This is a genomic window from Kocuria marina (genome assembly GCA_014652975.1).
GTDB classification, from domain to species: domain Bacteria; phylum Actinomycetota; class Actinomycetes; order Actinomycetales; family Micrococcaceae; genus Kocuria; species Kocuria marina.
Window position 1 is genome coordinate 20,632 of record BMZV01000008.1, and the last position, 17,384, is coordinate 38,015.

13 protein-coding genes are annotated in these 17,384 nt (G+C 64.3%); 6 read left to right on the top strand and 7 right to left on the bottom strand.

Annotation, left to right across the window (positions count from 1 at the left end):
- Positions 1-13 precede the first annotated feature (13 nt).
- The 4 genes from IE157_RS12370 to IE157_RS12385 are packed head-to-tail and all read left to right on the top strand — an operon-like array spanning position 14 to position 5,164.
- Complete coding sequence (locus tag IE157_RS12370; RefSeq protein ID WP_193520126.1) at positions 14-1,543, top strand: SCO6880 family protein; 1,530 nt, start codon at positions 14-16, stop codon at positions 1,541-1,543.
- A gap of 14 nt (positions 1,544-1,557) precedes the next feature.
- Positions 1,558-3,147 carry a hypothetical protein gene (locus tag IE157_RS12375; RefSeq protein WP_193520127.1) on the top strand — a complete coding sequence of 530 codons (1,590 nt, stop codon included), beginning with the start codon at positions 1,558-1,560 and terminating at the stop codon, positions 3,145-3,147.
- 24 nt (positions 3,148-3,171) lie between these two features.
- Complete coding sequence (locus IE157_RS12380; RefSeq protein ID WP_193520128.1) at positions 3,172-4,755, top strand: type IV secretory system conjugative DNA transfer family protein; 1,584 nt, start codon at positions 3,172-3,174, stop codon at positions 4,753-4,755.
- Positions 4,745-5,164, top strand: coding sequence for a DUF4913 domain-containing protein (locus IE157_RS12385; protein ID WP_193520129.1), 420 nt, complete (start codon positions 4,745-4,747; stop codon positions 5,162-5,164). The genes IE157_RS12380 and IE157_RS12385 overlap by 11 nt, the downstream gene beginning before the upstream one ends.
- Before the next feature lie 14 nt (positions 5,165-5,178).
- Here the strand turns inward: IE157_RS12385 and mobF are convergent, their stop codons facing one another.
- Entirely contained in the window at positions 5,179-10,371 is a 5,193-nt protein-coding gene (mobF, locus tag IE157_RS12390; protein WP_193520130.1) for a MobF family relaxase, read from the bottom strand.
- Positions 10,372-10,768: 397 nt separating this feature from the next.
- On the opposite strand from mobF, the gene IE157_RS12395 reads away from it, so the two are divergent.
- Together IE157_RS12395 and IE157_RS12400 are read left to right on the top strand one after the other, a co-directional pair.
- Complete coding sequence (locus IE157_RS12395; protein WP_193520131.1) at positions 10,769-11,143, top strand: hypothetical protein; 375 nt, start codon at positions 10,769-10,771, stop codon at positions 11,141-11,143.
- Positions 11,140-11,616 (top strand): hypothetical protein, encoded by a 477-nt coding sequence (locus tag IE157_RS12400; RefSeq protein ID WP_193520132.1) that lies wholly within the window; start codon positions 11,140-11,142, stop codon positions 11,614-11,616. The genes IE157_RS12395 and IE157_RS12400 overlap by 4 nt, the downstream gene beginning before the upstream one ends.
- Positions 11,617-11,836: 220 nt before the next feature.
- Here the strand turns inward: IE157_RS12400 and IE157_RS12405 are convergent.
- The 6 genes from IE157_RS12405 to IE157_RS13025 form a co-directional block, all read right to left on the bottom strand.
- Positions 11,837-12,987 (bottom strand): IS3-like element ISAar43 family transposase gene (locus tag IE157_RS12405; protein ID WP_193520133.1). Its coding sequence is split into 2 segments (ribosomal slippage): positions 11,837-12,717 and positions 12,717-12,987, totalling 1,152 coding nucleotides; the frame shifts between segments, so codons are not numbered across the junction.
- A 730-nt stretch (positions 12,988-13,717) separates the two neighbouring features.
- On the bottom strand, positions 13,718-14,206 hold the full coding sequence (locus tag IE157_RS12410; protein ID WP_193520134.1) for a hypothetical protein: 489 nt from the start codon (positions 14,204-14,206) through the stop codon (positions 13,718-13,720).
- A gap of 31 nt (positions 14,207-14,237) precedes the next feature.
- Positions 14,238-14,915 (bottom strand): hypothetical protein, encoded by a 678-nt coding sequence (locus IE157_RS12415; protein WP_193520135.1) that lies wholly within the window; start codon positions 14,913-14,915, stop codon positions 14,238-14,240.
- A 20-nt stretch (positions 14,916-14,935) separates the two neighbouring features.
- Positions 14,936-15,808 (bottom strand): hypothetical protein, encoded by an 873-nt coding sequence (locus IE157_RS12420; RefSeq protein ID WP_193520136.1) that lies wholly within the window; start codon positions 15,806-15,808, stop codon positions 14,936-14,938.
- A gap of 621 nt (positions 15,809-16,429) precedes the next feature.
- Positions 16,430-16,804 (bottom strand): recombinase family protein, encoded by a 375-nt coding sequence (locus IE157_RS12425; RefSeq protein WP_368809840.1) that lies wholly within the window; start codon positions 16,802-16,804, stop codon positions 16,430-16,432.
- Complete coding sequence (locus tag IE157_RS13025; protein WP_318281485.1) at positions 16,792-16,980, bottom strand: recombinase family protein; 189 nt, start codon at positions 16,978-16,980, stop codon at positions 16,792-16,794. Before IE157_RS13025 ends, IE157_RS12425 begins: the two co-directional genes overlap by 13 nt.
- Positions 16,981-17,384 lie beyond the last annotated feature (404 nt).

Below are 17,384 nucleotides of genomic sequence, written 5' to 3' on the forward strand. Positions count from 1 at the left end.
ACCGAGAGAACTCATGTCAGATCACGCGCAGCACCGCATCAGGATGTACGGAAACATCACTAACCCACGCAAAGAAGGTGTGCTTGGGTTATCAGCTCTCGCTACCATCATCGGCGTTATTCTCGCCGTCTTGGTGTTCATAACCATGCCATTGGGGATTTGGGTTCAGACAGCCATCGTGGTTCTTGGCGTGGGTGCCATGATCGCCATTTCCTTGGACGGCCGACAGGGCCGTAAAAAGTTCGAGGAGCTGCTGGCAAAACACCACTTCAAGAAGGCAGAGAAAACAGGTTCCACGACCTACGCAGCCGGTCCCACATCTCAGCTGCCCTCCGGAGACTTTCCCCCGGTGGGAATTCTTGCCCGGACGGAATTGGTGGGAACGACACCTGCGGGAGCGAACACCGAAAGAGCCATGATCTGGAATCCCGCCAACCGAACAGGAACGGTGATTTTCAGCGTGCAGTCCCCGGGCATGGGTCTGCTGGATCAAGGGTCCATCGACCTCATGGTGGACCAATGGGGCATCTTCCAGCGCGAGGCGGGGGTGTCCTCATCGCTGGTCCAGGTCGCTGCAACCACACAGGCGACCCGTGACCCGGGGAACAGGTTGCCGGATGCCGTTCGAGTGACCAGGGAGCAGTCCCAGGTCCACGACACCCCGGAATTTGCCCGTGAGGCGATGGATGAGATTGTTCATGATCTGAACCAGGGCGTGCCGAAGATCGACCAGTGGGTGGCGGCCACGTTCACGGCGCGGCCGAACCGCGACGCCGGGACAGGCCCGCGGACCAAAGAAGACTTGGCGGAAGACATCTCCACGCTGCTGCCCGGGATGCTGGCTCAGCTCAAAGTCGCCTCTGGTGGCACCGTGAGCGTGCTGGGCATGGAGGATGTGGTGGACCAGGTTCACACCGCATATAACCCAGCGGTGGCACCTGCCGTCGAGACCGCCCGTTTGGCCGGTGAAGGTACAGGACTGACGTGGGGCGAGGTCGGTCCGACGAATGCGAAGCTCACGCCTGGCTGGTGGGAGCACGCTGGCTATTTCTCGAAGTCCTGGCAGATGTATCAGCCTCCCGCTGCGAATTTTCGTGAAACGGGGTTGGCGGGGCTGCTCTCAGCGCATGGAGTGTTCGAGCAGAAGCGTGTGACGCTGCTGTTTCGCCCGATGAGCCCGGGGATGTCGCAGAAGGCCGTGCAGGATCAGGTGACGAACGCCAGGTTCGGAAACAACCAGAAGGGCCAGAAGTCATCCCAGATCAAGCGGGTGGCGTTGGAGAAGGCAGAGTACAGCGAACGCGAGCAAGCCGAAGGCGCCGCGATGGTGCGTTTTGGGTTGGTGGTCACGGCGACAGTGGATGATCCCGCGAAGTTCCCCCGAGTCGAAGCGATTTTACGAGACCAGGCGGTGTCGGGCATCCAGTTGCGCTTGCGAGACTGCGAATACTCGGATGATGCGGCCTTCGCGTTCGGGCTTGGCATCGGTTCGGTCCCCAAGGACTTCACCCGCTTGTCGAACACACTGCGTGAGAGCGTCTGAGAAGGAGAAGCACCGTGTCACTGGTAGACAAGTTGGTCGATGGGGTTGCCTTCGGCTGGGGAAAGAACAAAGACGGCCAGCAGAACGAGATGCTGGAAGCTCGGGAGAAGAAGGTCCCGACGCTGACAAAATATGGCTACGAACGCCCCGAGGGTGGCGCGTGCGGATGGGTTGAGGCACCCGTGGAGTATCAGGCCACCTCACGCCAGACGGCGGGCCTGTGGCCGTTCTGTGGGGCTGCTTCCTCACCACTGGTGGGTGCTCCCCTCGGACGCAACACGATCAACGGACAGATCACTTGCGGTGATCCAATCAGCCTGTACATCAAGGGCATTGTCTCGGCTCCGTCTGGTTTCATCATGGCCCTAAACGGACGCGGAAAATCGACCATCGCGGTTCGCTGGGCGCTGGCACTCATAGACGCCGGATTCTTGATCCTGGTGCTCGGTGACCTGAAGCCCGATTATGCCGGCGTCGTGAAGGAGACTGGCGGTCAAGTCCTCACGGTCGCGCCTGGCCTGTCTGCGATCAACCCGCTCGACGCCGGGCCTGCGTGGGCGCTGCTGGGGCAGCTTCCTCCGAAGATGCAGGCCGCCCAGCGGTCCGAGATTCACAACCGGCGCTTGAACACCCTGCGTGGTCTGGTGGAGCTTGCGCTGGGCGATGTTCTGACGGAAAAGAAGAACGAGGGCACCGTGCTCTCTATGGCGATCCGCCATGCCTCGGACAAGGCAGAAGCGGAGGACCGGCAGCCTTTGGTGTCCGACGTCCAGGACGTGCTGCGCGATCCTCCCAGAGACATCATCGACATGCTCGTCTTCGATCCGGAGCTGGACGAGAACACGCGAAATCGAAAATACTTCGAGCTCACCGAAACACTCCAACGCGGTTTGAACTCCCTTGGCCCGGAAGGGCCGTTCGGTGATGTGTTCTGCCGTGAGACGTCGGAACCGATGCGCCTAGACCGCAGCGTTTCGTTCGATGTGTCAGCCATCGACGAAGCCAACGGAACGTTGCGCGCCGCTGTGCAGCTCGTGTGCTGGAGCTACGGACAAGCAGGGGCCTCGGCCTTGAAGGATTTGGCCTCGGAAGGTCTCATCCCAGAACGCCACCATCTGATGATTATGGACGAGCTGTGGCAGGTTCTCAGCGCGGACGAGCAGCTTGTGCACCGCGTAAACGCGTTGACCAAGCTCAACCGCACAAAGGGGTTGGGACAGGTTCTGATCACACACAGCATGAAGGATCTACAGCTGTCCACGCCAGCGTTGACATCCATCGCTACGGGGTTCCTGGAACGGTCTTCGGTCAAGGTGTTCGGTGGGCTGGCTCGTAACGAGATGACGGACTTGACCCAGGTCGTTCCGATGTCCCAGAAGGAGCAAGACCTACTGGTTTCCTTGTCCGCGGAGGGGGGTGTTGATCCGAAAACGAACCGCACCTTGCCCCCGCCAGGCCGTGGCCGCTTTCTCTTGAAGCTTGGTGAGACCACAGGGAGCCCGTTCTATATGAACCTCACACGCAAGGAACGGCAAATCCACGACACCAACGAAGCATGGGCCAACAGTATGGCGGCACACCGGCTAGAACGGGAAATGGCATAAACTGCACCGGGCAAGGGGAAAACAATGTTCGACATCGCTTCGCTTCCAGCAATATTCGCCCTGGTGGTTGTGATTTTGTGTGTTATAGCTGTAGCTGCTTGGTTCTGGCCCAACACAAAAAAGACCCCAGAGAAGATGGCGAACAAGCGACTCGGCAATAGGTCGTCATTCAGTCATTCTCAAACCGAGGCAAGAGTCAAAGATGCTCGGACTAACCTGCACCCGGAGAGCGAGGGCATTGGGCCTGGGTTGAAGCTCGGCTCCGTAAACTCCAGTCCAATTTTTCAGGGATGGCGGCAGTGTAGTGTCCAGATACACGCGCCCGGGCGGGGCAAAACAACAACTCAAGTTGTGCCCCATGCGTTCGACGCTCCCGGCGCTCTTGTGATGACCTCCAACAAAGCTGATGGTGTTTGGGAGGTTTTCGCGGCGCGCATGTTCCACGGCAACGTGTGGATTTTCGATCCAACCAACATACTCGACCGCAAGGAGCCGAGCACCGATCATTTCAACATCATCGGCATGGTGCGGAACAGCATGGATGCTGAAAAGGTGGGGGCGATTTTCGAAGCTGCGACCCACGGGGAGGGCAGTAAAGAAGGAAACCCGAATGCCCATTTTGATCTGATGGGATCGAAAATCATTGGATCACTTTTGCTGGCCGCCAATGTCTCCGGCAAGAATGACCGCGATGTCTTCCGGTGGGCGATGACGACAGATGAGGACGAGCCAGCAGCGATCCTCGATGAACACGGCTTTGCGAACCAGGCGGCTACCTTGCGGGGCCTGAAACGGCAGCCAGTGGAGACCCGTGGATCAGTGTGGGCCACCGCTCAACGGTGTGCTTCGCCGTTCGAGCACGAGGACTACTTGGCCTCCATCCGCCCCGTGAACGATCACCACCGTGTGTTCGATCCAGTGGCTTTCGCCACAAGTACCGACACCCTCATCTTGCTGGGCAGCCGGACAGCCGGCGCCACCTCCGCACTGGTGTCGAGCCTCGTGTGGGACGTATTCCGTAGCGCGCAAAGGGAGGCGCTGGCTGGCTCAAACGGGCGGCTGCGGGTGCCGTTGGTGATGGAATTAGACGAGGTGGGCAATACCGTAATTCTGCCCGAACTGCCAGAGTGGTATTCGTTCGCCGGGTCACTGGGAATTATCATCAGCTCGTACTTTCAATCGGTCTCCCAGGGTCGCAAACAGTTTGGCAAAGAGGGGATGAATGAACTTATCGGGGCCGCTTCTGTCTTGGTTTATGGCGGCGGTGGCACCGAGGAAGACTTCGTGTCGTCGTTGTCCAAGATAATCGGGCATTACGACCACAAGGTCACAATTCATTCTTCTTCTTACAATGCGCGTTCTGGGCACGGGAGGAGTAGTTCAGATCAGATTCAGCGACGCGAGATTTTGTCTGCCGCTGATTTGTCGAACCTTTCACCCGGCACGATGTATGTACGCACAAGTGACGGTGGCGGGGGTATCGTGGCTTCGCATTACTGGTTCAAGGATGAACAACTGACGCAAAAGATAGAGCCCCGAATGCGGCGCTTGAAGATGGGGCTCAAATCCACTGGACCCGAGGACAAGGATCTAATCGATGTCGGATAATTTGCCGGAAACTGAGAGCGTGGCGGCCGAGAGGGCCGAGGTTGAGCAGGAGCCCCCCAATTTTGGCGAGTGGATTCAAGCAACCCTGGCAATTATGGAGTACCCCGCGACACAAGGCGGGATGTTCTGTCCGCAGTGGTGGGAGCACCCCGAAGCTGTGGCTCGGTTCAGGGCGCTGCACCAGCAGTACCTCGTGTCGCGCGATAAGGGCGAGATGTCTGACTGGTGGGTACATCACTGGGACTTGCACGCTAAGGCGCTGTTCGATCCACAGACTGGGGTATTCAGGGATTGCTCCGCGGGTCACCGACCGCGCGAAACACGCCGCATCTTGGACGTCACCGGGCAGGAGCTGGAGGCAGCGGGATTCCCTGCTGTTGCAGCGGACTGGGAACCGGGCTGGTACTGATCCCTTGCGCGTGGTTAGAGGCTTCGGCCGCGGCGGTGGGTCTGCTGGGCGTGGTGCTGTTGAACGCTGCGGGTAGTACGGGTGTCCGCGGTCTGGGAGGGCCGGGGGGATCGTGCGGCCGCGGCCCGGCTGTTCTCCCGGGCATCGCCAGGACGTGTCCCGGCCGCGAGGTGGTGCTTGTCCATCGTGGCCTGGAGGTCGGTAGCTCGGACCATCTGCTCGCCGTCCATCCGTGAGGTGCCCACGCGGGTGCGCGGGTTCTCGTCGCGGGCGGTGGCGTAGTCCTGATAGGACTGCTCCCGCGTGGCCGTGGCCGTCTCCGCCTGGCGTTCGGCGGCCGCGGCCGCGGTCTCCGCGGTGGCCAGCTGCCCGCGGTCCTCGGTGACCTGGCTCTGGGCGGCGGCGTAGTCATGGTGGTGCTCCAACCACTGCTCGTCGTCACGGCCCGGGGGAGTGTCCTGCCCGTACTGGTCCCGGTAGTCCCTCACGGCTTGCTGGTAGTCGGCTTCGCGGGCGGAACGGGTGAAGAAGTTCGCGGCCTCCACACGGGCGGCGGCGGCCTCCACGGGGGCGTAGTCCGCCCGCGCGGTCTGGATCAGCTGCTGGGCGATGGTCTCGCGCTGGCCGGTGGAGTCCTGGACCTTCGCCCGTGCCGCTTCCAGGGCCTCGTGCGCGGTGTCGCGCTGGGCGTGGGCGCTCTGCTCGGCCTTGTAGTCGCGTTCCACGACATCCCACAGGTTTTCCACGGCTCGCGTCCTTTCCTCGGTGGTGACGGTCACCGCGACCTCGGCCGGGGTGGCCCTCTCGTGGTGGGTGCGCTCACTGGTGGCGGTGGCCGCGGTGGTCTCCACCTGCTCCGGGTCCGGGCCGGGTCTGTGCGAGAGCGCCCCGCGCTTGTGCACATCGGTGATCTGCCCCGTAAGGTACTGGCCGCGCTCGGACTCGGCGTACTGCTTCGGGATCGGTGTGTCTTCCGTGATCCGGTAGGTCTCCCGGTAGGCGTCCACTTCCCCGGCGACCCGGTACCACCGGGCGGCGTTGGTCGGGTTCGCGGGCACCTCACCCAACGCCTCAACCCACGTCGGTTTCTCGGCCGCGAGCTGCTTGCCGCGCAGCACCGCCAGTTCTCCGATGTCGGTGTGGTGGGCGTCCAGGATCGTGCGCATCGCCTCGGGGGTGTGCCGGTGCTGGAGCCAGTAGGTGCCCGCGGTGTGCCCACTAATCCCGTGCGTGAGCGTGTCCAGCTCCTGGTCTGCCAGGGCGTGCCCGGTGGTGGGCAGGGCCGCGGCGCGGATCGCTTTCTCCTGGGCCAGTCCTTCGGCCAGGGTGCCCCCGCTTTCCGCCCGGGGGCGTTCCCCGCGCGCGGTTTCCTCCACGGCTTTCTGGGCGGGGGAGATGAACGCACGCCGGGACAGTTCCGCGTCGATGGAGGCCAGCTCCCACCGGTATTCCGCGGAGTCGTGGGCGGTAGCGGCCTCGGCCATCCCGGCCCGGCGTGAGCGTAGGTGCTCAGTGGTTTCCAGCGCGTGCGGGCGGGTGTGCCAGTTCGGGTCTTCCACCGCCGCAGCGGACTTCTCGGTGGGCTTCTCGGTGGGTTTCTGCGCGGCGCGTGCGCGGGCGGTGGCTTCCAGTCGGTCCAGGTGCTCGTCGGGGATCGCCGCGAACGGCCGGGGTCCGGTGGTGTCGTGCAGCGTCTCGTTCTCGGCGCGCAGTCCCTTCACGCGCCAGTGCAGCACCGCGGCGTCATCGGCGGAGTCCGCGAAGTTCCGTTGGGAGTGCGCTCGTGCCAGCAGCGCGGCCGGTTCCAGGCCGGCCTCGGTGGCGTTGGCCAGTTCCGTGGCCAGCGCACCCCACGCCGGGGCTGCGCGCAACTGCGCGGCGCGGGTGATCCCTACGGCTTCGATGGCGGCGTGTTCCATCGCCTGGGACCGGGCCTGGTCGGTGAGCGCGGTGTAGAGGCCCACACGTTCGGCCACGGACCGGTTCTCGGCCCGCAGCCGCCCCACCTGCTCGTGCACGGACAGGTTCGTTTCATAGGCGCCGGTGATGGAGTCCAGCACCTCATCCCGGGTGCTGTTCTCCCCGGTGACGACGTACAGGTGGTTGCCGAACTGCCCGCGGGTCGCACCCACGTAGGCCCCGGCCCGGTCGGTGGAGGCATCCAGCACGGTGTGGGCGGTGTCCACGGTGGCACCTTGGGCGCGGTTGATCGTGGCCGCGTAGCCCAGCTCCACGTTCTGGGTCACGTAGGCGGCGGGCACGGTGATCTTCCCACCGTGGGTGGTGTGGGTTAGGGTCAGCGACCCGTCGTCGTGGACGCGGGCGACGTCCCAGATGTCCCCGTTCTTCACGAAATCCTTGCCCTGGTTCAGCGCCAGGGTCCGGTTGTTGCGCCGGGTCACCACCCGGTCCCCGGTGTAGATCGTGACGTCGGCCTCGGTGGTGGTGTGCGCGCTGGTCAGCAGCCGCCCCAGGTGCAGCGCACGGGCCTGTGCCATCTCGTTCAACGCCGCCACCTGGGCGTTGGTGGGGGCAATCATCATCGAGTTGCGCCCGGCCTCGGTGTCCGTGACCCACCCGGTGAACACCTCGCGCAGCACCGTGTCTTCCTCCCCGGCGCGCACCCGGCCGTTGGCCACGTACCACTGGAACGGGCGGTCCTCCCCGGTGACGGGTGGCTCGCGCAACGCCAGGGACGCGGCGACCTCGGCCTCGTTCACCTGTCCCGGGTCGTTGGGGTTGCGGAAGCGGTAGACCTCATCCAACCGGGACAACGGCGCGGCGTTGTCGATCATCCGCAGCGCGCCCCCGGAACCGATGGCCGCCAGCTGCCGGTCATCACCAACACCACGGACCACGGCCCCGGCCGCTTCGGCGGTGGCCACCAACTGGGCGAGTTTCGGAGTGGCGACCATCCCGATCTCGTCCACCATCAGCACATCCCCGACACCCAACGGGCTGCGCTCGGCCATCAGGAAGGCGTCCACGGTGGTGGCGGTGATCCCCATCGACTCGCCCATCACATCGGCGGCCGCAGCCGTCGGTGCGACCCCGAACACCTGGTGCCCCGAGGCGGTCGCGGTGTCCACCACGAGACGGGTCAGGGAGGTCTTACCGGCACCGGCCGGACCGATCCCCAGCGCCAGCAGCCGGTCACTGGTCACGAACTCACGCGCCATCCTCGCCTGCGCGTGCGAGAGCTGCGCGCCCGCCTCACGGGCGGCGGCCAACTGGCCGGTGAACACCTCGCCGGTGGCCGCGGGGATCACCTGTGAGGTGATCGCCGCGTCCAGCAGGTAGGTCTCGGAGGCGATGATCCCCTGAGAGGTGAACACCTCCCGGTTAGCGGTCTCATAGATGGAGGACCCGTCCGCGCGCCGCAGCTCACGGTCGGCGGGAAGGGCCACGTTCAGGCTTGGAGTCATCGACACCGACGCCGCTTTCACGGCCTCCACGGTGGCGGTGATGGCCTCATGGTCGGCGGTCGCGCCCCCGGTCGCCTCCCGGTAGTAGCGCAGCGTCTCGGCCTCGATGTTCGAGGCGCGCCAGGTGGAACGGGTGGCGGAGAGCCGGTCGATGATCGCGGCCACACGCTCGTGCTCGGGGGTCGCTTCCAGTGCCGCGGCGGCGACCGTGACCTCACCTGCGCGGGCTGTAGAAGCGGCGCGCAAGTGCTCGGCCAGGGCCTCACCGGTGGGCAGGTTCGGGGTCACGGTGGCGGCTTTGGACCGCCACGATTCGTTGAGCTGCGCCAAGGAGTGCGGGCCGTCTTTGGCCGGGCGGGTGGCCAAGGTCGCCTGCTGGGCCAAGGCGATGCGCTGCTTCGCGGTGGGCGCGTGGCCGTGGTCCGCAATGAACGCTGCTTCCACCTCAGCCAAGGTTTCCTTGATCGAGGTGGAGCGTGCGGAGAACGCGGCGACCTCACCACGGGTGATCCCGGCGAGCTCAAAAATCTGCTTCCCACGGGCTGGGGTGGGGACGAATTCCAGGCCCAGACGGTCGTGGATGTGGTGCATGATCCGCGAGTTGTACAGCTCGGAGGCGGCTACTCCGTACTGGTGGATCATCCGCCCATCGAGGGTGGACCACTTCCCATCAGTACCCTTGACCCGGTTGGCGAGAACGAGGTGATCGTGCAGGTTCGGGTCACCGTGGCGTGAGTCATAGTGCCGGAACTTCGTGGCCACCAGGCCCCGGTCCGTGTCGATCTGCTCCACGCCACCGCGGCCGCGACGGGCGTAGATCGCGTGGTTCTCCAGGTAGGACACGACGTCTGCGATGGCCGCCTCATGCGCGGCTTCGATGCCGGTCCGCAGGTTCGCATCGCCCAAGCCCCAGGCCATCGACACGGATTTGGTGGGGGTGAACACGAGGTCGAAACCGGCCACTGACTGCTGCCGGGCGGTGGTGTTGTTGGCGATGAATGTTGCCAGCTCCACCCCGGAAGCGTCCCGGCCGTGGGTGTCGCGGAACATGGCCCCGGCGACCCGGTTGCGTATCTCCTTGCGCTGTGCCTCGGTCGGGGGAGCGTCGTGGGTCTTGAAGTGGCGGCGGTGCTCCTCGTCCAGCGCACGGGTGAAGTCGTTGGCCGGTTCCTGCTTGTACTCGCCCGGCTTCTTGCCCAGCCGGGTCGCGTCCTTCCAGTCCTTGTTGCCTTGCGCGATGGCCTCTTTACCGGCCGCGGTCGCCGCCTGGGATTGGGCCTTGGTCATCACGTAGCCGTCGATGAATGCCTGTTCGTCGCCGGACTCGTGGGCGGCCGTGAAGCGCTCGAAGTTGCCCAGCTCGCGGTGGCGGTCCAGCATCCGGTAGAACGATGAGCGGGTGGTCCCCAGCCCCTGGATCACGTCCAGGTTCGGCTCTCCCGGCCGGTACTGGGACAGTGCCGTGTACGCCTCGCGGGCGTACTTCACGCGCACCGCTTCTTCGGTTTTGGTGCGTGCCGCGTTCTGCTGCTCGGTGAGCTGCGCCGGGTCGATGGGGGAGTAGCCGTCACCGTAAAGCGCATCCATCTGCGTCTCGGTCACCGCGCCTTCGACCCCGAAATGCGACACGCCGGAGCCGACCCACTGGCCCGGGGGCATCCCCGTCACTTGGTAGTAATCACCCAGCTCGCGGTCCCCGGAGCGCAGCTGATCGCCCGAGGCCACCTCCTGCGAGTAGTAGAGGTGACCGTCGCCCGTGGAGAGCTTATGGACGGTCATCATGGGCACAAGAGTACGCGGATTCACGCGGTCTCACACGCTCATTCCCACCTTGGGTTACTGAGTGCAAGAGGTGTGACGTCTGATTGGTCCTGTGTCAGTGAGCGAGGCACGAGCGAGATGGCGCAGGACCAGGAGAAGTCCGGGCATCTACTGATGCCCGCGATTGTGCCCATGAGGCCGCGCCGGTGGGCAGGTTCGTGGCCTGTCCGGTGCGAGGAACGAGAGAGGCCGGCCACGAACCTGCCCACCGGTGCGAGCTGTGCACAGGAGACCGGAGGAGGAACGGGGGAGGTCTTCCTGGGTGCAGCGTGCCGACTGGATACAATCGAGACCACCAGGCCGGGGCCCCGCAGCGCGGGGTGCAGGTGGCCGCTAGGTGAGGGAGAGGGACAAGGACATGGCAGCACCACGGAAGTCAGCGACGAAAACTGCGGCTCGGGAGAAGGCGCGCGCGGCTGCGGCCGCGCGCGCTGAACGTGAGCGGGCGGTGCTCGCGGCCTCGGAGTCGTTCTTCACGAAGACGTTGGGAACCGAAGACGAGAAGGACCAGCTGCGCGAGAAGATCGCGCAGCTCCAATCCCAGCTCGACGCCCTGGACGGTCCCCGCGCGGACGCGGCCGAAGACGTGGCGACGATGAAAAACCTCGGGCTGTCGAACAAGGAGATAGCCGAGCTGCTGGAACTGACCACGGCGCGCGTGGGCCAGTACCTGAAACATGCGAGCAACCAACGAACCATCGCGTCTGCTGACGCTGACGGTGCGCGTCCATGACGTCGGCTCTGGGTCCAGTTCTTCAACTGCTCAGTGTTCTTGTGGCCGTGGCCGCCGTATTAGCCAGCGTTGGTGTGCTGCGTGGCCCGACCGTCAGAACGCAACACCTGGCCGCCAGCGTCAGCAACCTGAAAGAACTTCTCGATCTGCACTGTCGGACCGATGACAGCACGGTTGAGGACAAGCACTTAGAGGTAGCACGCAAGGAGTTGCGCTTCGCGGTTGGGGCTCTCAGTCGCATTCAGCAAAAGGGAGAGCCCTGGCGTGTGTTGGCCTTCACCTCATGCGGCGTGATCGGCATGGGGGTGAGCAACTTCTCCACGGAAATGGCACCTGCCGGAGTGTACTTGTGGCAGCTGCCAGCATTTTGGTTTGCCGTCGTCTTCATGATTTGGACGCTGATCGGGTTCATCGTCCTTCTGACTCGGCGGCGAAGCCTACAGACCAGGAAAGAGTTTCTGGCGCAATGGTGACCCGTGTGCTCGGGTTGCTGGGCGGTCACGCCACAGGTTGTCCGGCCAAACCAGAGTGTTGTCATCGCGAATAGGAGACCTGCATGACGTCGCCCAACCCAGGGCTCGCGCTAGGCATTGCTGCCGTAGCTCCAACTGTCACCGCGCTGATCGCGATACTGCGGGCGGTGTTGAATACCAACTCGCGACGACGCAAGAAGGTACTGGTGGGCCGCCCCCTTCATTCGGTCCGGTCGCTGTGCGAGTCGTCGGTTTCCGATTGATGGGTGCATTGCCGAGCGTAGTCGACGGGTGCGAGGTAGCCGAGCGATGAATGCCGGCGGTCGTGGTTGTATTCGGTCTTCCAGTCGCCGATCACGACCTGGGCGTGGAGCAGCGAGTAGAAGCTGTTGATGTTCAGGCACTCGTCGCGGAGCCTGCTGTTGAACGACTCGACGTACCCGTTGTGCCAGGGCGAGCCGGGCGGGATGTAGAACAGGCCGGTGCGGGTGCCGGCCCAGTCGGCCATCGCGTCGCTGATGAACTCGGGGCCGTTGTCGGATCGGAGCACCGCGGGGGCGCCGCGGACGGCGACGAGGTCCTCGAGGTGGGCGGTGAGCCGGTCCGTGGTGATCGACCGTTCGACGAGCCCGCCGATGCACTCGCGGGTGTGCTCGTCGACGATGGAGCAGATCTTGATCGGACGGCCCTGCTCGTCCGCGTCGAACTGGAAGTCCACCGCCCACACGAGGTTCGGTGCGACCGCTGCCGGGGCGTCGACGGTCGAAGACCCAACGCGTTTGCGGCGACGCCGCTGCGGGACGCGCAGCCCTTCCTCGCGCCAGAGCCGTTGGATCTTCTTGTGGTTCACGACCCACCCCTCGCCGCGGGCATCGTGGTAGGCCCTGCGGTATCCCCACCGCGGGTGCTTCTTCGCATACGCCCGCAGCCAGTCCCGCAACGCCAGGTCCGGGTCGGCTGTCGTCTCACCCTGGAGCGGGCGACGGTATGCGGACCTGCTCAGCCCGGCCAGACGGCACGCCATTCGTTCGCTCACCCGCAGCTTGCGCTTGAGGTGGTCGACGGCGGCGCGGCGCCTGCCCGGGCCTAGAAGTTTCCCTCAGCCAGCTCCTTGAGCGCGGCCTTCTCGAGCTCTGCCTCGGCGAGCAGCCGCTTGAGCGTGGCGTTCTGCTTCTCGAGCTCCTTCAGCCGCTTCGCGTCGTCGGCCTTCAGCCCGCCGTACTGGTTCCGCCACCGGTAGTACGTCTGCTCGGACACTCCGAGCTCTCGACACACCCCGGCGATGTCGCTACCGCCCGCGAGCATCCTGTCGGCCTGCCCGAGCTTACGGACGACCTGCTCCGAGGTGTGACGCTTCCTGCTGTTCGTCATGATCTGACCAGTCTCACTGCCCGGACCCCCGGGCAACAGGACGACTCACACAACCACCGGACCTACCAAACGGGGTCAGCCCACTGGCGAACCTGGACTTTGTCAGCCGCCTTCGTGACTACGAGGCGAAAGATCATGTGACCCTGTCACCACATGTTTTTGATCGGGCACATGCTGAGCTGGCCCGCAGCACCAGGCTCTACGTTGATCGCGAGTCTTGGAAGTGGGTGCTCGCCTATCTACTGGTCTACGGCTCATTCATCAACGTCTTAGCCACCTTCGTGTCCCTCCTGATCCAAGGGATGTACTGGGCGTTGAGGTGGCAGCTGCCCCAGGACGTTCTGGCCCCTCTGAAGCTGAGCACCACTGTATCTTCGGTGGCAATCCTCGCGGTCGCTGCCGTTATATATCTTGGGTTCGCGTTTGAGGTCAGCTGGGGGGAATCAGCGAACGAGTTCGAGGATCGAGACAACCACCTGGTGCCGCGGCCGGGTACGGCTCTCACTCGGCCGGTGGGCAAACCGCGTTCGACCCTCACAAGAGGCGAGAAGAAGCGCATGGCACAGCGGTTGAATCGACAACGGAAACTGTGGCGACTGCGGCGTAGGTGGCGGAGAAATATCTGGGTGCGGTGGTGTCGATTGCAGAAAACACGGATACGGCGATGGCTACGTCGATGGCGTCGACGACGGCACCTGCGGCGATGGCTGCGACGTAAAGAGGGTGTCTACTAGAACAAGGACTGTTGACCCGCGACGACGCCTCGAAGGAGCGTGGCCACGGCTTCGGGGTCGTAGCCGTGGGCTCGCACGTGATCGCGTAGCACGCGCGCGGTGGCCGCGCGTTCTTGCTTGGTCTCGTAGCGGAAGAACGCCGCGGCGGGCTGCTTGTTGTGATGCCCGCGGCGTGAGCGGTCGGCCATGTTCTCGGCCGCGGTCCCGGCGTAAAGGTGCGAGGACGGCCCGTCCTCTGCGCGCACACAGATGGGGTTGTCACAGGTGTGGCACACGTGGAACTCGTCCAGGTCATCGAGGCTGCCGGTCACCAGGGCCAGTGCGTAGCGGTGGGCGCGGATCATGCGCTGCCCGCCGGCGGCGGTGGGTGTCCAGAAGCGGCCGTATCCGTCATCCCCGATGGCTCCGGTCCATATCCAGCAGTCGTGTGCCTCGGGGCCGGCAACGATCTTGGAGCGGAAGCGGGTTACCTCGGTCTCGTGCATGGCCTCACGGTAGCCCTACGTCTGATGCTCCTTATGAGCTCTTCCGTGTATGACTCCCGTCCTCGGCCTCGCGCAAAATTACCTCGTGAACCAGGTTGGGACCAACCATCTTGTCCATGGCTTTCTTGATACCTGCGATGTCATCCCCGATGTTGCTCATGGTCTTGTACCCCAGGTGCCCACGAGCCAAGTACATTTCCCAGTCCAAGACGTACTCGGTCTGCGGCTGCCGCTCTCCCTCGATCCCGTCATACGTGAGTGTGATGGTGTACCGCGTGGGCAGCTTGTCGTGTTCGTGACGCATGAAAATGGAATCCCATGTCGTCCCCCAACGCTGACCAGGGACCAGTACGGAGAGCGTCTCCGGGTAAAGCAGCGGGGTCTCGTTAGTCGGACCGTCCGGGTCCTCCGAATCCTCTAAGACGACTCGGAAGGGCTCAGGATCGATTGTGATGTGCACATTCGTGGCAGCGGTCTGGCCGTAGTTGGCCACAACAAGCTCCATAACCCATGGAACGTGCTGATGGGGTTCCAAGCTGGCTGCTACATAAGGCTGCGCTTTTTGCCTGGTGAGGCTGCTGGTCTGACGGATGGCCCACAGAGCAAAGAGGGCGGCAAGTAGAGTCCCCACTGCGGCGACGATGGTGGCGATATCGCTCCCCATGGCCAATGTGATTTGGGGCATCAGGAGCGCAAATGTGATGAGCATGGTTGCCTTCCGGAAGTTGCCTAAGTTATATCCGATGATGCGGCCTGTGCTGTAGCTAGTGCGGTGCGGAACCAGGCGGGCATCGTGGTTTTCGTCTTCGCCTCGGCCGCGCGCTGCGCGACCTCGGCCGCCCGTGCTTCGCGGCGGGCGGTTTCGGCCGTTTGGCGTGCTCGTGCCGGGGGTTCTTGATTGCTGATGGCCCGTTTGATCTGGTGCAGCAGTAGTGCACGGGGGTTCTTCTGGCTGTCGGGGGGCAGGGTGAGTAGCCCGAGACCCTGGTGATCGCCCTCGACGGCGTTCATGAGGTCTTGGGTGGTCCATTCTTCGGTCACTCCGCAGGCCACCAGGCCACGGGAGAGCCCCATCAAGTGACCGCTGCGCCCGCGATCCAGCCACGGCATCCGCTGCACGAGCCGCGCGGCGATCTTCTGGACCCCCAGCGGGGGTGTTTGCCGCGTCAGCGGTGTGCTCCTTGGCTGATTTTTGCTCGTACCGGTCGCGCGCCAGCGCGTGCTAGGTATACGTCGAGAAGGGTTGAGAGGGTTTTTCTTAACCCCACAGGGGTAGGGGTGCATGGCTTGTACTCGTGCCGGGATCGTGAGGCACCGGGTGGAGGCGAAACGGCGTTGGTGGGAGCCGGTTTCACGGGTGGCGTTCTCTCGTTCGGTAGCGGTCATGTACCGGCCGCGCACGGTCTCCACCGACCAGCCCAGATCGCGCAGCACGCGCCGGGCGCGGCGTACGGCGTCCACGGACACGGTGAGGGCACGGGCCACGGTGGCGTGCGCGGTGCGCACGTTGCGCCCGGTGGTGGTGTCGGCGGCGGCCGCGTCCATGCGTGCGACCCGGTAGACGGTGACCGGGCTCGCGTGGTGAGCGCGCAGCACCGTCACGGCATCGTCCCTGTCGAGGTCGGCGCGCAGCAGCTCCAGCCATTGGCTGCGGGTGTTCCAGCACGGGATGCGCGCCTGGACGCCCTCGGCGGGCTCACACGCCCAGGACAGACCCGTGCGCGGGTTCGGGGTGTGCAGCTCGGGGACGGGGCGATGATGCCCACGGTGGGTGCGTGTGGGTCGTTGTGCCGTCTGTACCGGCGCGCGCGTGACTGCTAAGGTTGACATAGCAACCTCTGGTGAATGGCTTCAAGGTTCATTTACTAATCCGGACGGTTGTATGGAACACCGGGAAACTTTGGTCGGTTGAGCCGGTGTTCAAGACTTAGAAGGCGGTTCCTTCGGGAGCCGCCTTCAGTCTTGGGCGGGTGGACTGATCTGGTCGTGCTCGGGGTGGTTCAGGTGACGGGCCAAGATGCTGACGATCCACGCGGTACGGGAAAGCTGTGCTTCCTGTGCTGCTTCTGTGACCGCCCCATAGAGACTCGGGGGTATGCGGAAGGTCAGGCGAACAAGCGGGTCCTCAGACCGTGCTTGCTGTCTTGCACCCTTCAAATACATAGACACCAGAGTGCCACACTTTTTCGGTTCGCGTCACGCTGGCGGGCTTGTGTCGCGCAATCATGCTTCCTCGGTGGCCGCGTCGCGTATGCGGGTGATGGTCCACCGGCTCACCCCGTGCAGCGCCGCGACGTCGGACACGGACAGCCCGCCACGTAGCGCGGCCAGCGCGGCCGCGCGCTGGGCGGGGTTCAGCTTCGGTGGGCGGCCGCCCACGCGGCCCTGTGCCCGGGCGTGTTCCAGTCCTACGCGGGTGCGCTCCTGGATGGTCTCTAGCTCCTGCTGCGCCAGGGCGGAGAGGATGCCCACCATCAGCCGCCCCTCGCGGGTGGCGGTGTCCAGGCCCATGTCCAGCAGCACCAGCCGCACGCCTTCCTCGTTCAGCTCGGCGGCGGTGTTCACGGTGTCGCGCATGGACCGGCCTAGCCGGTCCATGCGGGTGACGAGCAGGGAATCGCCGTCGCGCAGGTGGCTGCGGGCTGCGTCCAGGCCGGGGCGGGGCGGGTGGAGCGTGCACCGCTGATCGTGTCTGTGAAGACGCGTTCACAACCTGCGGCCTGTAGGGCTGCGCGCTGGGTGTCCAGGGACGCGGCCTGTTCGCGGGTGCTCACACGGGCGTAACCGATCTTCAAGGGGCCTCCAAATAGCGACTGGGCGGGTGCTGCGATGGTGTGAAGACTATGTTGTTGGCATGGCTAGTAGACGGTGTTGGAAATGCGGGGATTCGGCAGTGATGGAGCCCCAGGATCGCGGAACGTACACGTTCTCTTTGATGCAACCCACACTGCGGGATGAGCCCAATTTCCAGGCAAGTTTCTACCGTTGCCCAGGTTGTTCATCCCCCAGCATCGGTATCGCGCGGCTGCCCGGGCGCGATCCAGTGTCGCCTTTGGCAACAACCTCGGGGTCGCAAGATGTCTGGTTGCCCCTTCGGACAGGTGGGCGCACCTGGCTGGCCGACGCGGGTCGGCCTGGAAGGATGATCACCGTGCCCAAGCCCTACCCTCAACAGTTC